The organism is Pseudoxanthomonas sangjuensis (assembly GCF_010211755.1).
GTDB classification, from domain to species: Bacteria; Pseudomonadota; Gammaproteobacteria; order Xanthomonadales; family Xanthomonadaceae; genus Pseudoxanthomonas_A; species Pseudoxanthomonas_A sangjuensis.
The window spans coordinates 64,181-80,089 of sequence record NZ_PDWR01000006.1 but is presented as its reverse complement, the minus strand read 5'-3'; the positions used below and the strand labels follow the sequence as shown (position 1 = coordinate 80,089).

12 protein-coding genes are annotated in these 15,909 nt (G+C 70.3%); 2 read left to right on the top strand and 10 right to left on the bottom strand.

What is annotated here, in order from left to right; translation table 11 throughout:
- Positions 1 to 73: 73 nt before the first annotated feature.
- Positions 74 to 1,147, top strand: coding sequence for a LacI family DNA-binding transcriptional regulator (locus tag CSC71_RS04635; RefSeq protein ID WP_162373180.1), 1,074 nt, complete (start codon positions 74 to 76; stop codon positions 1,145 to 1,147).
- A 12-nt stretch (positions 1,148 to 1,159) separates the two neighbouring features.
- On the opposite strand, the gene CSC71_RS04630 is transcribed toward CSC71_RS04635, so the two are convergent.
- The 9 genes from CSC71_RS04630 to CSC71_RS04590 all read right to left on the bottom strand — a co-directional run bounded on the left by CSC71_RS04630 (position 1,160) and on the right by CSC71_RS04590 (position 12,596).
- Entirely contained in the window at positions 1,160 to 2,590 is a 1,431-nt protein-coding gene (locus CSC71_RS04630) for a sugar porter family MFS transporter (protein WP_162373179.1), read from the bottom strand.
- 208 nt (positions 2,591 to 2,798) lie between these two features.
- Positions 2,799 to 4,133 carry a xylose isomerase gene (gene xylA / locus CSC71_RS04625; protein WP_162373178.1) on the bottom strand — a complete coding sequence of 445 codons (1,335 nt, stop codon included), beginning with the start codon at positions 4,131 to 4,133 and terminating at the stop codon, positions 2,799 to 2,801.
- 41 nt (positions 4,134 to 4,174) lie between these two features.
- Positions 4,175 to 5,722, bottom strand: coding sequence for a xylulokinase (gene xylB, locus CSC71_RS04620; protein WP_246191970.1), 1,548 nt, complete (start codon positions 5,720 to 5,722; stop codon positions 4,175 to 4,177).
- Positions 5,723 to 5,922: 200 nt separating this feature from the next.
- Entirely contained in the window at positions 5,923 to 6,672 is a 750-nt protein-coding gene (gene cobA / locus CSC71_RS04615) for a uroporphyrinogen-III C-methyltransferase (protein ID WP_162373239.1), read from the bottom strand.
- Positions 6,673 to 6,689: 17 nt separating this feature from the next.
- Positions 6,690 to 9,278: a nitrite reductase large subunit NirB gene (gene nirB, locus CSC71_RS04610; RefSeq protein WP_170295382.1), complete on the bottom strand. Its 2,589-nt coding sequence runs from the start codon at positions 9,276 to 9,278 to the stop codon at positions 6,690 to 6,692.
- 28 nt (positions 9,279 to 9,306) lie between these two features.
- Positions 9,307 to 9,654, bottom strand: a complete 348-nt coding sequence (nirD, locus tag CSC71_RS04605; RefSeq protein WP_211367858.1) for a nitrite reductase small subunit NirD — start codon at positions 9,652 to 9,654, stop codon at positions 9,307 to 9,309.
- Positions 9,655 to 9,679: 25 nt separating this feature from the next.
- The gene (locus tag CSC71_RS04600; RefSeq protein WP_162373177.1) at positions 9,680 to 10,540 is read right to left on the bottom strand and encodes a formate/nitrite transporter family protein; all 861 of its coding nucleotides are present in this window, start codon (positions 10,538 to 10,540) and stop codon (positions 9,680 to 9,682) included.
- A gap of 393 nt (positions 10,541 to 10,933) precedes the next feature.
- Entirely contained in the window at positions 10,934 to 12,016 is a 1,083-nt protein-coding gene (locus CSC71_RS04595) for a CmpA/NrtA family ABC transporter substrate-binding protein (RefSeq protein ID WP_162373176.1), read from the bottom strand.
- Positions 12,017 to 12,023: 7 nt separating this feature from the next.
- Positions 12,024 to 12,596 (bottom strand): ANTAR domain-containing response regulator, encoded by a 573-nt coding sequence (locus CSC71_RS04590; RefSeq protein WP_162373175.1) that lies wholly within the window; start codon positions 12,594 to 12,596, stop codon positions 12,024 to 12,026.
- Between the two features lie 88 nt (positions 12,597 to 12,684).
- Here CSC71_RS04590 and CSC71_RS04585 point away from each other — a divergent pair, with 88 nt between their 5' ends.
- The gene (locus CSC71_RS04585) at positions 12,685 to 13,662 is read left to right on the top strand and encodes an NAD(P)-dependent oxidoreductase (protein WP_162373174.1); all 978 of its coding nucleotides are present in this window, start codon (positions 12,685 to 12,687) and stop codon (positions 13,660 to 13,662) included.
- A gap of 10 nt (positions 13,663 to 13,672) precedes the next feature.
- Here CSC71_RS04585 and CSC71_RS04580 read toward each other — a convergent pair whose 3' ends face one another.
- Positions 13,673 to 15,850 carry a serine hydrolase gene (locus CSC71_RS04580; protein ID WP_162373173.1) on the bottom strand — a complete coding sequence of 726 codons (2,178 nt, stop codon included), beginning with the start codon at positions 15,848 to 15,850 and terminating at the stop codon, positions 13,673 to 13,675.
- Between the last annotated feature and the right edge of the window lie 59 nt (positions 15,851 to 15,909).

Below are 15,909 nucleotides of genomic sequence, written 5' to 3'. Positions count from 1 at the left end.
ATGGCTGCATGGGATCGTGGGGACCGGCGGACGGGCGCGATAGAAGGCCGCCCGGCGCCCGAAGGAAAGGACATTGGCGAAGAAGACCACCCGCAAATCGGTACGGCGCAAGGGCCAAGCGGTCACCATCGACGCGGTGGCGTCGTTCGCCAACGTTTCGCCGATGACCGTCTCGCGCGTGGTCAACGGCACCGGCAACGTGCGCGAATCGACCCGCGAGCGGGTCATGCGCGCGGTGCGCGAACTGGGCTACACGCCGAACCTGGCCGCCAGTTCGCTGGCCGCGGCGCAGGGCACGCGCATCGCCCTTATCTACACCAACCCCAGCGGCGCCTACCTGCGCGAGCTGCTGGTCGGCGCGCTGCGCGGCGCGACCCGCACCGCGGCGCAGCTGGTCATCGACGCCTGGGACGAATACGACGCCGAGGCCGAGCGCAACGCCGCGCGCGCGCTGGTCAAGAGCGTGGCCGGGGTGATCCTGCCGCCGCCGCTGTGCGAGTCGAAAGTGGTGGTCACGGAACTGGTCCGCGCCGGCGTGCCGGTGGTCGCGATCGCTTCCGGCCGCTTCCACGACGACATCTCCTGCGTGCGCATCGACGATTTCCGCGCCAGCAAGGAAATCACCGAGCACTTGATCGCGTTCGGCCACCGCCGCATCGGCTTCATCAAGGGCAACCCGAACCAGACCGCCAGCGCGCTGCGTTTCGACGGCTATCGCGCCGCGCTGGAACAGGCCGGCATCGAGTTCGACCGCGCGCTGGTCGCGCAGGGCTATTTCACCTACCGCTCCGGGCTGGATGCGGCGGAGAAGCTGCTGGAACGCAGGCAGGCGCCGACCGCGATCTTCGCCAGCAACGACGACATGGCCGCGGCCGTGGTTTCGGTGGCGCACCGGCGCGGCCTCGACGTGCCGCGCGACCTGTCGGTGGTCGGCTACGACGACACTTCCGCGGCGACCACGGTGTGGCCGGAACTGACCACGATCCACCAGCCGATCGCCTCGATGGCCGATTCGGCGATCGACGTCCTGCTGCGCGGCATCCGCCGCAAGGAAGGCGAGGCGCGCAAGATGATCGACCACGTGGTCGCGCACCAGCTGGTCAAGCGGGATTCGGTCGCCCCGCCGCCGGCCGCGGCGCAAGACTGACGGCGCCATCGCTCAGCCCTCCATCTGCTCCAGTTCCTTGCCGCGGGTCTCGCGCACGTAGCGCAGCACGAAGAACACCGACAGCGCCGCGGCCGCGGTGTAGATGCCGTAGGCGGCGGCCAGGCCGATGCCGGCCAGCAGCATCGGGAAGGTCCAGGTGACCAGGAAGTTGGAGCCCCACTGGAACAGGCCGGCGACGGCCAGGCCGGAACCGCGGATCTGGTTCGGGAACATCTCGCCCAGCATCACCCACATCACCGGGCCCCACGACAGGTTGAAGAAGATCACGTAGCCGTTGGCCGCGACCAGCGCCAGCACGCCCATCGCGTCGGACAGCGCCAGCCTGCCGTTCTCGAGGCTGCCGCTGGCGAAGGCGATGGCGACCAGGCCCAGCGCGACCGCCATGCCGACCGAGCCGATCCACAGCAGCGGCTTGCGCCCGATGCGGTCGATCAGCACCACGGTCAGCAGGCAGGCGCCGATGCTCAGCGCGCCGGAGATCACGTTGATCAGCAGCGCGTCGCTCTCGGAGAAGCCGACCGCCTGCCACAGCACCGCGCCGTAGTAGAACACCACGTTGATGCCGACCAGTTGCTGGAACGTGGCCAGGCCGATGCCGACCCAGATGATCGGGCGGACGCGCCCGCGCGCCTTGTCGACCAGGTCGGACAGGCGCGGGCGATGGTGGTCGCGCGCCAGCGAGGCGTCGATCTCGTCCAGCTTGCGCGCGCCTTCGTCGCTGCCGTACAGCTTCGCCAGCACCTGCCGCGCGCGCTCGCGGAACCCGCGCGCGACCAGGTAGCGCGGGCTCTCCGGGATGAACAGCAGGGCCACGCCGAACACCACGATCGGCACGATCTCCATCCAGAACATCCAACGCCACGCCTCGTAGCCGAACCACAGCTTCTCCAGCGACGACGTGGCGACCTTCGCCAGCAGGTAGTTGCTGAGGAAGGAGCAGAACAGACCGCCGATGATCGCGATCTGCTGCACCGTCGCCAGCCGCCCGCGGTAGCGCGCCGAGGCGACTTCCGAGATGTAGGCCGGCGACATCACGCTGGCCGCGCCGACCGCAAGCCCGCCGATCACGCGGTAGACCACGAACTCGGCCGACGAGGTGGCGATGCCCGAGCCCCACGCCGAGACCAGGAAGAACAGCGCGGCCCACAGCTGCATCGTGCGCCGGCCGTAGCGGTCGGCCAGGGTGCCGGCGAACCACGCGCCGGCCGCGCAGCCGAGCAGCATCGAGGCGACGTTGAAGCCGGTGACCGCCGCATCGGAGCGGAACGCCTGCTTCAGCCCGTCGACGGTGCCGTTGATCACGCCGCTGTCGAAGCCGAACAGGAAGCCGCCGATGGTGGCGACCAGGCTGATCAGGATGATGAAACGGGTGTTTTCCTGGCTGCGGGCCGCTGCCGCGTTCTCAAGCGTTGCGCTGGACATGCCGTGCTTCCCTCGTTGCATGGGAACCCTCGCATCCGCAGGGCGCGGATGCCCCTCTCCTTCCCGGAACGCCCCCCTCCCCCGCACGCGGGTGAGGGTTGGGGCGGGGGCGCGGGTCGCGCGGCGACGAGCCGTGTCGACGCGGAGACGCCCGCCCCCATCCCGGCCTTCCCCCGCGAAACGGGAGAAGGGTTCTTGCATCGCGAAATCAAACCTTCAGCAAATACTGGTTCAACAGGTTTTCGTACTTCTCCTGCTTGCCGCTGGCTTGCTTCGGCTCGCCGTTCTTCGCCGCCAGCGCGGCGAGGTCGGCCAGGCCGAGCCTGCCGTCCGCGAAGTCCTTGCCCGCGCCGCCGTCGAAACTGGCGTAGCGCTGCTTGCGCCACTGTTCCCACGGCGAATCGTTGAGCAGCGCATGGGCGACCTCGAGGCCGCGCGCGAACGCGTCCATGCCGCCGATGTGGGCGATGAACAGGTCTTCCATGTCGGTCGACTCGCGGCGCGCCTTGGCGTCGAAGTTCAGGCCGCCGACCAGGCCGCCCTGGCGCAGCACCACCATCATCGCGGCGACGGTGTCGTACAGGTCGGTCGGGAACTGGTCGGTGTCCCAGCCGTTCTGCGGGTTGCCGCGGTTGGCGTCGATGCTGCCGAGCAGGCCGTGGTCGGACGCGACCTGCAGGTCGTGCTCGAAGGTGTGGCCGGACAGCGTGGCGTGGTTGGCCTCGATGTTGAGCTTGAAGTCCTTCTCCAGCCCGTGTTCGCGCAGGAAGCCGGCGACGGTGGCGCTGTCGAAGTCGTACTGGTGCTTCATCGGCTCCATCGGCTTGGGCTCGATGAAATAGTAGCCCTTGAAGCCGATGCTGCGGCCGTAGTCGCGAGCCATGCCCAGGAAGCGCGCGAAGTGCGCGAGCTCGCGCTTCATGTCGGTGTTGACCAGCGAGGCGTAGCCCTCGCGGCCGCCCCAGAACACGTAGTGCTCGCCGCCGAGCTCGACGGTGGCCTCGAGCGCGGCCTTGACCTGCACCGCGGCGCGCGCGACCACGGCGAAGTCGGGGTTGGTCGACGCGCCGTTGGCGTAGCGCGGGTGCGAGAACAGGTTCGCCGTGCCCCACAGCAGCTTGATGCCGGTGGCCTGCTGCCGCTCCTTCGCCAGCGCGACCATGTGCTTCAGGTTCTTCTCGTATTCGCCGACGTCCTCGGCGTCCGGCGCCAGGTCGACGTCGTGGAAGCAGTAGTACGGCGCGCCGAGCTTGCTGATGAACTCGAACGCGGCGTCGACCTTGTTCTCGGCGGTCGCCATCGGCGTGGCGCCTTCCCACGGGAACCTGCGCGTGCCCGGGCCGAACGGATCGTGGCCGGCGTTGGTGAACGTATGCCAGTAGCAGACCGCGAACTTCAGGTGCTCGGCCATGGTCTTGCCGCCGACCTTCTTGCCGGCGTCGTAGACCTTGAACGCCAGCGGATTGTCGGAGCCCGGGCCTTCGTAGCCGATCGGGCCGATGCCGGGGAAGTATTCGCGTTTGCCGATGAAGGGAGTGCTCATGGTGGTGCTCGCTGCTATGGGGTGGAGATGCGTGTTCCGGATCAGGCCGCGCCGGCTCCGGGGCGGTTGGCGTAATGGCGCCTGGCCGCTTCCAGATGGTCCAGGAAGCGGCGGTAGGGTTCGCGGTAGGCCGCGACGGCGGCGGGATCGGGCCGCGCCGACAGCGACGGTTCGCAGCGCACGTGCTCGCGCGCGAGTCCGGCGATGCCGGCGTTGCCGCCGCCGGCGTGGTCGTGCGCCCACAGCGCCTGCAGCACCGCGCCGAACGCCGCGCCCTCGGTCTGCTCGGGCACGTCGACCGGCAGTTCGAACACGTCGGCGACCATCTGCCGCCACGCCGCGCTGTTGCTGCCGCCGCCGGTCAGGCGGATCGCGCCGAAGCGCATGCCCGCCGCCTGCAGCAGGCCGTAGCCGTAGCGCAGCGCGAAGGTCGCGCCTTCCATCGCCGCGCGGTAGGCGTTGCCGCGGCTGAAATTCTCCATGTCGATGCCGTGCCATTCGGCGCGCGCCTGCGGCAGGTCGGGGGTGCGTTCGCCGTTGAAGAACGGCAGCAGGGTCAGGCCGCCGGCGCCGGGCTTCGACTCCGCCATGACCTCGTCGCCTTCCCGCGCGCTGAAGCCGAACAGCTTCGCCACGGCTTCGGTGGCGACGGTGCAGTTCATCGTGCATACCAGCGGCAGCCAGCCGCCGGTGGAATCGCAGAACGCGGCCCAGCCGCCGCCGGCGTCGACCACCGGGCGGTCGGCGTAGGCGAACAGCGTGCCGGACGTGCCCAGACTCATGCTCAGCACGCCGGGTTCGACGTTGCCGGTGCCGATCGCCGCCATCATGTTGTCGCCGCCGCCGGCGCTGACGATGACGTCGCGCGGCAGGTCGAGTTCCTCGGCGGTGACCGCCGAAATCGGGAAGCTGGCGTCGGCCGCGACCAGCGGCGGCAGCAACGCGGACAGATCGCGATCCGCATCGGTCGCGGCGAGCAGTTCCTGCGACCACTGCCGCGTGCGTACGTCGAGCCAGCCGGTGCCGGAAGCGTCGCCGTGCTCCATCCAGCGCCGGCCGGTCAGCCAGGAGTTGACGTAGTCGTGCGGCAGCAGGATCGCGTCCAGCCGCGCGTAGGCTTCCGGGCGGTGCTTGCGCGTCCACGGCAGCTTCGACGCGGTGTAGCCGGCGAGGATCGGGTTGCCGGCCAGCGCGATGCTGCGCGCCGTGCCGCCGGCCGCGGCCATGATCTCGTCGCATTCGAGCTGGGTCGAGGTGTCGCACCACAGCTTGGCCGGGGCCAGCACCCTGCCCGCTGCGTCGACCGGCACGAAGCCGTGCTGCTGGCCGGACACGCCGATCGCGGCGACGCGCGCGCGCTGGCCGGGCTCGAGCCGGGCGAAGCAGGCGCGGATCGCGTCGATCCACCATTCGGCGCGCTGTTCGCGGCTGCCGTCGTCGTGGGCGATCAGTTCCAGCGCATGGCCGTGGGTGGCGGCGACCCGCCGCGCGGCCGGGTCGTAGGCGACCAGCTTGACGCTCTGGGTGCCGACGTCGAGGCCGACGAACAGCGGATCCACGCGCGCGGCGTCCGACGGCACGGCACTCACGGGCAGGCCTCCGTTAGCGAAATGTTAGCGCTAACACTTTGCCTGCAAAAAAAAGTCCCGCTGGGGAGGAAGACTTGTTCTGGCATCGCTCGCGTAGGAACCCCGGTATCCAGACGAACTTTACCAGCGAACTCCACAAAGGCTTGCTGCAGTGCAAAATCCGCACCCCGGCACGACGCCCGGCCGCCGGGTTTTCCCGCTCAGGACGCCGTCGTGGCGGCCCTCGCGGGCCGCGCCGGCAGGCCTTGGACAGCCCACGCTTCGGCCAGCGCCGCACCGACCAGGACCACCCCGGGCCGGCCGGGCCGCAGCGCGGCGGCGGCCGCGGGCAGGCGGCCGAGCGTGGTCAGCACGCGCGACTCGTCCGCGCACGACGCGGCCTGCACCACCACCGCCGGCGTGTTCGCCGGCAGGTGCCGCGACAGGCCATGCGCCAGCGATTCGAGCCGGTGCAGGCCCATGTAGATGGCCAGGGTGGCGCCGGTGGCGCACAGCGCGCGCCAGTCGGGCTCGCCGCCGTCGCGGGTATGCGCGGTGACGAAGGTGACGCCGTGGCAGTGCTCGCGATGGGTCAGCGAAACGCCGAGCGAAGCCGCCGCCGCGAACGCGGCGCTGACGCCATTGATGACCTGCACGCCGATCCCGGCTTCGCGCAGGAAGCCGATCTCCTCGCCGGCGCGCCCGAACAGCAGCGCCTCGCCGCCCTTGACCCGCACCACCCGCGCGCCCTGCAGCGCGTAGCGGCGCATCAGCCGGCAGATGAAGGCCTGCGGCGTGGAGCGGCAACCGCCGCGCTTGCCCACGCGCAGCACCCGCGCGCGCGGCGCCAGTTCGACGATGCCGGGATCGACCAGGTCGTCGAGCAGCAGCACGTCGGCGGCGGCCAGCGCCTTCACCGCCTTCAGCGTCAGCAGCTCCAGGTCGCCCGGGCCGGCCGACAGCAGCACCACCTCGTGCCGCGCGGCGCTCACGTCGCGGCCTCCCCGGCCAGCACCGCGTCGATGGCCCTTGCGCGCTTCTCCGCGGCGCGCGCCGGGCGGATCTGGCCGCGCTCGCGCACGAACGCCACGTTCTCGTCGCCACCGTCCGCATTGACGAAGGTGCGGAAGCGGCGCAGCGTCTCCGGGTCCTCGATCGCGCGCTTCCACTCGCAGGCGTAGCTGCCGACCACCTGCGACATCTCCGCCTCGAGCTCGGCGCCGAGGCCGAGCCTGTCGTGGACGACCACGTCCTTCAGGTAGTCGAGCCCGCCTTCGAGGTTGTCGCGCCAGACGCTGGTGCGCTGCAGGCGGTCGGCGGTGCGGATGTAGAACATCAGAAAGCGGTCGATGTAGCGGATCAGGGTCTCGTCGTCGAGGTCGCCCGCCAGCAGCTCGGCGTGGCGCGGCTTCATCCCGCCGTTGCCGCAGACGTACAGGTTCCAGCCGTTCTCGGTGGCGATGACGCCGAAGTCCTTGGACTGCGCCTCCGCGCACTCGCGGGTGCAACCGGACACCGCGGACTTGAGCTTGTGCGGCGCGCGCAGGCCCTTGTAGCGGTGCTCGATGGCCAGCGCCATCGACACCGAATCGAGCATGCCGTAGCGGCACCAGGTGGAGCCGACGCAGCTCTTCACCGTGCGCAGCGCCTTGCCGTAGGCGTGGCCGGATTCGAAGCCGGCGTCGACCAGTTCCTGCCAGATCAGCGGCAGCTGGTGCACCTGCGCGCCGAACAGGTCGATGCGCTGGCCGCCGGTGATCTTGGTGTACAGGCCGTACTTCCTCGCCACCTCGCCGATCGCGATCAGCTTGTCCGGGGCGATCTCGCCGCCGGCGATGCGCGGCACCACCGAATAGGTGCCGTCCTTCTGGATGTTGGCGAGGAAGTAGTCGTTGGAATCCTGCAGCCCCGCCTTGTCCTTCTCCAGCACGAAGGCGTTCCAGCACGAGGCGAGGATGCTCGCCACGGCCGGCTTGCAGACGTCGCAGCCCAGGCCCCTGCCGTGCCTGCCGATCAACTCGTCGAAGGTGCGGATTTTCCCGACGCGGACCAGGTGGTAGAGCTCCTGGCGCGAAAACGGGAAGTGCTCGCAGACGTGGTTGTTCACCGTCATGCCCAGCCGGGACATTTCCGCCTTCATCACCTGCGTGGCCAGCGGCACGCAGCCGCCGCAGCTGCTGCCGGCCCTGGTGCACTTCTTGATCGCGCCGATGCTGGCCGCGCCGTCGCGCACCGCGGCGCGGATCTGTCCCTTCGAGACGTTGTTGCACGAGCAGACCTGGGCGGCGTCCGGCAGCGCTTCCGCGCCCAGGCCGGGCCGGGCCGCGCCGTCCGCGCTGGGCAGGATCAGGAACTCCGGCGATTCCGGCAGTTCGATCCGGTTGAGCACCATCTGCAGCAGGGTGCCGTATTCCTCGGCCTCGCCGACCAGCACCGCGCCGAGCAGGCGCCTGCCGCAGGCGGACAGCACCAGCTTCTTGTACACCTGCCTGCGTTCGTCGCTGTACTGGCAGATGCGGCTGTCCGGCGTGGCGCCGTGCGCGTCGCCGATGCTGGCCACGTCCACGCCCATCAGCTTGAGCTTGGTGCTCGTGTCCGCGCCGCCGAACCGCGACTCGCCGCAACCGGCGCGGTCGAAGCCGGTCGCGGCGATGTCGTCGACGGCCACCCGCGCCATTTCGTAGCCGGGCGCGACCAGCCCGAACAGCCTGCCTTCCCACACCGCGCATTCGCCGATGGCGTAGATGTCGTGGTCGGCGGTGCGACAGCGGTCGTCGATGACGACCCCGCCGCGTTCGCCGCGCGGCAGCGCCGCGTTGCGCGCCAGCTCGTCGCGCGGGCGGATGCCGGCGGAGAACACGATCATGTCGGCCTCGAGCTGGCCGCCGTCGAGGAACTTCATCGCATGCCGGCCGCCGACGCCGAGACCGGCGCCGTCGACGATCTCCACCGTGTTCTTGCCGGTGTGCACGGCCACACCCAGCGCCTCGATCTTCGCGCGCAGCACGCGGCCGCCGCCGTCGTCGACCTGCACCGCCATCAGCCGCGGCGCGAATTCGACCACGTGGGTCTGCAGGCCCATGTCCTTCAGCGCCTTGGCCGCCTCCAGGCCGAGCAGGCCGCCGCCGACCACGACGCCGGTCTTCGATTTCGCGCCCCACGCGGCCATCGCCTCGAGGTCGTCGATGGTGCGGTAGACGAAGCAGCCTTCGCGGTCGCGGCCCGGCACCGGCGGCACGAACGGATACGAACCGGTGGCCAGCACCAGCTTGTCGTAGCCGATGGTTTCGCCGCTGGCCAGCTTCACTTTGCGGCGCTGGCGATCGACCGCCACGGCCTTGGCGCCGAGGCGCAGCTCGATGCCCTCGCGTTCGTAGAAGCCGGGTTTGACCAGCGACAGCTCCTGCGCGCTGCCGCCGGCGAAGAACGCCGACAGGTGCACGCGGTCGTAGGCCGGGCGCGACTCCTCGCCGAGCACGACGATCTCCAGTCCGGGCAGCTGTTTCGCCACGAGTTCCTCGACGAACCTGTGGCCCACCATGCCATTGCCGACGACGACGATCTTCATCTTTTTCATCCGCGGGCCCTCCGCTCCGGCGTCCCGTTCATGCCGCGACCTGCACGCGGCCGCCGGCGGCGCGCACCGGCCAGGTGCGCAGGGCCACGCCGGCGTCCTCGACGCATTCGCCGGTAGCCAGGTCGAAGTGCTGCTTGTAGATCGGCGAGGCGACCACCAGGCGTTCGCCGAGGTTGCCGAGCAGGCCGCGCGACAGCACGTTGGCGCCGGAGAAGGGGTCGTGGTTCTGCAGCGCGAACAGGCGCCCGCCGGCCCCGTCGCCGAGCCGGAACACCGCGACCTGCACGCCGCCGATGCGCGCGCAGACGCCGGTGTTGGGCCAGATCTCGTCCAGCGCGCAGATGTCGTGCCAGTGCGGTTGCATCGCTCCGTCCATCGGGGAATCTCCGTGCGACCGCGACTCAGGCCTGTCCGGGCTCGGCGGCGAAGCCGACGGACTCGGGTTCCTGCGCCGCCGGCAGGCGCCTGGGCGCGGTGCGCGCATGGGTCGCGTAGATCGCCAGGCCGACGAAGGCGAGGCCGCCGACCAGGTTGCCGAGCACGGTCGGGATCTCGTTCCAGAGGAAGTAGTCGGCGATCGAGAACCCGCCGCCCAGCATCAGGCCGACCGGGAACAGGAACATGTTGACCACCGAGTGCTCGAAGGTCATCGCGAAGAACAGCATGACCGGCATCCACATCGCGACCGCCTTGCCGGACACCGAAGTCGACACCATCGCGCAGACCACGCCGGTGGACACCATCCAGTTGCACAGCGCGCCGCGGACGAAGATGGTCAGCCAGCCGGCGGCGCCGTGCGCGGCATAGCCGAGGGTGCGCGCTTCGCCGATCTGGCCGAGCTTCTGCCCGACCGCGTCCGGTTCCGTGCTGAAGCCGTAGGTGCAGATGATGGCCATGAACAGCGCCACGGTCAGCGCGCCGGCGAAATTGCCGGCGAACACCAGGCCCCAGCAGCGCAGCACGCCGCCGGCGGTGACGCCGGGGCGCCGGTCGATCCATGCCAGCGGCGCCAGGGTGAACACGCCGGTCAGCAGGTCGAAGCCCAGCAGGTAGAGAATGATGAAGCCGACCGGGAACAGCAGCGCGCCGACCAGCGGCACGCCGGTCTGCACCGAGATCGTGACGGCGAAGGCGGCGCCCAGGGTCAGGATCGCGCCGGCCATGTAGGCGCGGATCAGGGTGTCGCGGGCGGACATGAAGATCTTCGCCTCGCCGGCGTCGATCATCTTCTTGGCAAGGTCGGAAGGGACGACGTAACCCATTTGCATTCTCCTCGTGACGATTCGATGGACGCTGGCGCGGCTCGTGGTGGGGGCGTTGCGGAGGAAGCGGGAAAACAAAAAACGGCGCCTTCCGGTTCGCACCGGAAAGACGCCGTTGTCTGCGCAGGCACGCCATCGTTGGCCACCTGCCGGGGGAGGGTTCGCCGCGCGCGCCGTTGCGCCCGGCGATTACGTCAATGCAATCGGCGTGCCAACTCCGCGGCCGTTGGCGGCCGCGGGCGCGATACCCGTCAATTCAATGACTTGGATTGGGATGCCGGGCGGCGGCCGGTGGCGACGCGATCACTCCGCTTGGCGAAGTTGCACGGCGGGCGTGCACCCTTGCACCAGGGTTGTGCGTCGCAGCAACCGTTCGGCGCGACGCGAGGGCACCTACTCCCGCTGCGGATCGTCGAGCGGCGGGCCGGATCGGCTGTTTTCCGCAGGCAACGGCACGCCGATGCGTTGCGCCGCCGCGCGGTAGGTAGCGAGGCGATGCACTTCGGCCAGCAACGCGTCGTCGTGCACCGCGTCGGCGCCGGCCAGCCAGCCCCAGCGCCGGAACTGCCGCAGGAACCAGCGCCCATCGGAAATCCACGGGAAATTGACCTGGCCGTCGGCATGGAAACGCAGGCAGGTCGAGGGAGCTTCGTCCGCCGGCGGCAGCAGGCATGCGGCCAGGTGGCCGGCGGGCAGGCCGATGATGTCGGCATGCGCCAGCCATTGCGCGGCCTGCCGGCGATGGTCCGGCGATTCGTCCAGCCAGCGGCAGGCTTCCAGTACGGCGGCGGTCAGCGCGGTTGCGGTTTCCGGCTCCAGCGCGGCGAACTGCCGGCGGCAGGCCAGCACCTTCTCCGGATGGCCCGGCCAGATCTGCCCGCTGCGGACCACGCGCTTGCCGACGCCCAGCGCCTCGGCCTGCCGGCTCCACGGCTCGCCGGCGCAATAGCCGTCGAGGTCGCCGGCGGCCATCGCGGCGGGCATCTGCGGCGGCGGCATCGACAGGCCGTGGATGTCGCGCAGCGGATCGACGCCCTGCGCGGCCAGCCAGCAGTACAGCCACATCGCATGGGTGCCGGTCGGGAAGGTCTGCGCCAGCACCGGCATGCGCGGCAGCGCGGACAGCAGTTCGCGCAACGGCCGGCCCCGCTCCAGTTCCCGCGCCAGCCCGGACGACAGCACGATCGCCTGCCCGTTCTGGTTCAGCGTCATCAGGATCGCCAGTTCGCCGCGCGGTCCGCCGATGCCGGTTTCCACGCCGTAGACCAGTCCCGCCAGCGCGTGCACCGCGTCCAGTTCGCCCGACAGCAGCTTGTCGCGGACCGCCGCCCACGACGCCTGCCGGTGCAACTGCAGCGACAGGCCGTGCTTGCCGTCCAGGCCCAGGCGCACCGCCGCGACCAGCGGCGCGCAGTCGATCAGCGGCACGAAGCCGACGTGCAGGACGCGGCGACGGCGGGGCTTGTCGAGCGTCATGCTTGCCTCATCCCAGCAGCTCGGCCATGGCGATGATCCGGCGCGCCACGTCCGCCAGTTTCAGGTTCTGTTGCATCGCCTGCCTGCGCAGGGCGGCGTAGGCTTCCGCCTCGCCCATCCCGCGCTTGTCCATCAGCAGGCCCTTGGCCTGGTCGATCAGCTTGCGGTCCTGCAGCTTCTGCTGCACTTCGTCGAGGCGGCGGCGCAGGTGCGACTGCTGTTCGAAGCGGGCCAGCGCCACCTGGATGATCGGCGCCAGCCGCGCCGGCGCCAGCCCGTCGACGATGTAGGCGGTGACGCCGGCCCCCAGCGCGGCGCGGATCAGCTGCTCGTCGGCGTCCGCGGAGAACACCACCACCGGGCGCGGCGCATGCCGGTCGATCAGCGCCAGCTGCTCGAGGGTGTCGCGCGACGGCGAATCGACGTCGACGATGACCACGTCCGGCTGCTGTTCCTCGACCGCCTTCAGCAGCGCGCGGGTCCCGGTGGCCACCAGCACTTCGTGGCCGCCGGCCTGCAGCGCGTCGCGCAGTTCGCCGAGCGGCTTTTCGGTATCGTTGAGCAGCAGGATGCGGGGCATTCCGGCGCGGAGCGATCGGTGGGGGTCCCCTCATGTTGCCATGCGGCAAAACCCGCCGCGAGCCCGTCCGCGCCACCCCGGAGGATGCATGCCACTGTTCCCGATGTTCGCCAACCTCGCCGGCCGCGACGTGCTGGTGGTCGGGGGCGGCGAGGTCGCGCTGCGCAAGGTCGAGGCGCTGCTGCATGCCGGCGCGCGGGTGCAGGTGCATGCGCGGGCGCTGCACGCGACGCTGGCGCGCTGGGTCGAAGAAGGCCGGCTGCGCCGCCGCGGGGGCGAGTTCGACCCGGCCTGGCTGGACGCGGCCTGGCTGGTGGTGGTGGCCACCGACGATGCCGGCTTCAACGCGCGCGTCGCGGCGGAGGCCGAACGCCGGCACCGCTTCGCCAACGTGGTCGACGACGCCGGCCTGTCCGGCTTCCAGGTGCCCGCGGTCGTCGACCGCGACCCGCTGCTGGTCGCGATTTCCTCCGGCGGCGCGGCGCCGATGCTGGCGCGGCGCCTGCGCGAACGGCTGGAAGCGCAGTTCGACGACGCGCTGGGCGAATTCGCCGCGCTGTTCGCGCAACACCGCGACGCGATCCGCCAGCGCCTGCCCGACCTGGCGCAGCGCCGGCGCTGGTTCGACCGGGTCATCGACGGGCCGGTGGCGACGCTGCTGCGCTCGGGCCAGCGCGACGCGGCGTTGCGTGCCTTCGACGAGGCATTGCGGCAGCCCGACGTGTCGGCAACCGGCAGCGTCAGCCTGGTCGGCACCGGCAGCGGCAAGCCGGGCGAGCTGACCCTCGACGCCCTGCGCGCGATGAACCAGGCCGACGTGGTCGTGTTCGGCGCCGCGATTCCGGCCGAGGTGCTGGCGCTGGCACGCAAGGACGCGACGCGGCTGCCCGCGCCGGAGGACCGCGAGGCCTGCGTCGCATTGGTCGCCGAACAGGCCCGTCGCGGCCAGCGCGTGGCCTGGCTGGAACCCGGCGATGCGTTCCGCACGTCGCCGGGCGGACTTGGCGCACGGTTCGCCGAACTCGGCGTGGCCTGCGAAGTCGTCGCCGGCATCGCGCCGGCCTGAACCGGACCCGCTACTTCACCGGCACGTCGAACAGCAGTTCCGCCGGCGGCTGCATCTTGAACGTGTAGTGCCACCACTCCATCGGGTAGTTGGCGAAGCCGCGCCCGGCCATCGCGTCCAGCAGCAGCTTGCGGTTGGCCTTCTGCTCCGCCGTGATCCGCGGATCGTCGGTGTTGGCGAGCGGATCGAAGAAATCGAAGTCGGTGCCCATGTCCAGCGGCGCGCACGCGACGCCGTCGCACTTCATCAGCGTCAGGTCGACCGTCGCGCCCTTGCTGTGGCCGGACACGGCCGCGATGTAGTCGCCGAGCAGCACGCGCTTGTCCAGCGCCGGGTAATGCTTCGCCTTGGTCTTCGTGTCGGCCAGGTCCTTCGACCACTCGACGAAGTGGTCCACCGCGCGCTGCGGCCGGTAGCAGTCGAACAGGCGCAGCGCGTAGCCGCGCTTGCGCAGGTCGCGCTCGACCGCGGCCAGCGCCTTCGCCGCCGGCCTCAGCAGGTAGCACTTCGGCGCCTCGTAGCCGCGCACGCGCGTGCCGACGAAGTTGTCTTCGCCGTAGTAGCGGATGTCGTGGACGATGCCCGGCGCCAGCGTGGCGATGTCGACCAGGTCGGTCTGCGCGAATTCGGTCGCCGGCGACAGCCGCGTCCTCGGGCAGTCGCGGACGCGGGCGAAGTCGAGGTCGTGCACGTCGAAGCTGAAGTCGGCGTCCGGATCGGCCAGCGACAATGCCAGCCTCGCCGGCGCGCCGCCCTGCCCCGGGGTGAAATCCGCCCAGGTTTCGTAGCTGTCGCTGTCGTCGTCCCAGGCGATCAGGTTGCGCCCGCCGACGCGGGACAGTTTGCCGACCAGCGTTGGTGATTTCTCCGACTTGAATTCGATGCGGCCGTTGGCTTCGCAGACGCTCGCTTCGCCGAACCACGGGTCGCGGTAGACCCCGAGCAGGCCGCCAAGGTCGGCCGCCGTCGCGTCGGTGCGGTTCGATGTGTCCGCGGCGCGCGAGGGCGCGGCGGGACCGCCCGATTCCTTCTCCAGCGCATCGGCGTAATGCGCGACCGTCGGCTTTTCCCGCGGCGCGGTGAAGTGCTTGGTCAGCACTTCGCCGAGCACCGTGCGCGCATCCTCGCCCAGGCCGTTGGTCATGATCATGATGCCGGCACGCTTGTCCGGCAGCAGGATCAGCGACGAATACATGCCCATCAGCGTGCCGGTGTGCGCGACCTTCCACACGCCGTCGACGTCGGACAGGCGCCAGCCGTAGCCATAGGCCGAGAAATGGCTCTTGTCCCACTCGCGCATGCGTCGCGACACCGGCATGGGCATCTGCGCGCTCCACACCGCGCGGCGCTGTTCGGCACTGAGCCAGCCGGATTCCGGATCGAGCCACATGGACATCCACTTCAGCATGTCGTTGAGGCTGCAACGGATGCCGCCGGCGGCCATCATGGTCTGGTTGGGCGCAATCTCGCCGTCCACGCGCACCGGCCGGTTGCCTTCGCGCGTGCGCGCGTGCGGCTGGGCGACGTTGCCGACCTTCGCGGTGTTCCATTCGCCGACCTGGCAGCGGTCCATGCCGAGTTTTTCGAAGATCTCCTCGCGCACCAGCCGCTCGTATGGCTTGCCGCCCGCGGCGGCGGCGACTTCGCCGGCGATCACGTACAGCGTGTTGTCGTAGGCATAGCGGCTGCGGAAGCTGTAGCGCGGCTTGAGGTATTGCAGGCCGTTGAGGATATCGGCGCGGGTGAACTTGTTCGGCTCCGGCCAGAACATCAGGTCGCCGGCGCCGGCGCCCAGCCCGCTGTTGTGGATCAGCAGATCGCGCACCTGCATGTTCCGGGTGACCCACGGGTCGTGCATGCGGAACTGCGGCAGGTACTTCGTCACCGGGTCGTCCCACTTCAGCTTGCCCTGGTCGACCAGCCGCGCGAGCACGCCCGTGGTCATCGCCTTGCTGTTCGAGGCGATCTTGAACAGGGTGTCGGCATCGACCGGCTCGCCCTTGCCGGCTTCCAGTTCGCCGAGCGTCTTCACGTAGGCGACCTTGCCGTCCTCGATCACGCCGACCGCGAGGCCGGGGAGTCCGTAGCGCTCGAAGGTCTGCTGGACGGCGTCATCGAACTCGGCCTTCGGCACGGCGGCCTGGGCGGCGGGCACGAGCAGGGCGAGAAGGAACAGCAGGCGTTTCATCGGATCGATCCACGATTCGGGCGGAACCGCTCGTGCGGTTTCCGGCAGCGGAAACGAAA

Coding starts and splice junctions, on each gene's coding strand:
- CSC71_RS04590 (WP_162373175.1), bottom strand. CDS start 12,596: ATGCCCCGCATCCTGCTGCTCAACGATACCGAAAAGCCGCTCGGCGAA.
- nirB (WP_170295382.1), bottom strand. CDS start 9,278: ATGAAAAAGATGAAGATCGTCGTCGTCGGCAATGGCATGGTGGGCCAC.
- xylA (WP_162373178.1), bottom strand. CDS start 4,133: ATGAGCACTCCCTTCATCGGCAAACGCGAATACTTCCCCGGCATCGGC.
- CSC71_RS04585 (WP_162373174.1), top strand. CDS start 12,685: ATGCCACTGTTCCCGATGTTCGCCAACCTCGCCGGCCGCGACGTGCTG.
- nirD (WP_211367858.1), bottom strand. CDS start 9,654: ATGGACGGAGCGATGCAACCGCACTGGCACGACATCTGCGCGCTGGAC.
- CSC71_RS04580 (WP_162373173.1), bottom strand. CDS start 15,850: ATGAAACGCCTGCTGTTCCTTCTCGCCCTGCTCGTGCCCGCCGCCCAG.
- CSC71_RS04595 (WP_162373176.1), bottom strand. CDS start 12,016: ATGACGCTCGACAAGCCCCGCCGTCGCCGCGTCCTGCACGTCGGCTTC.
- CSC71_RS04600 (WP_162373177.1), bottom strand. CDS start 10,540: ATGGGTTACGTCGTCCCTTCCGACCTTGCCAAGAAGATGATCGACGCC.
- CSC71_RS04630 (WP_162373179.1), bottom strand. CDS start 2,590: ATGTCCAGCGCAACGCTTGAGAACGCGGCAGCGGCCCGCAGCCAGGAA.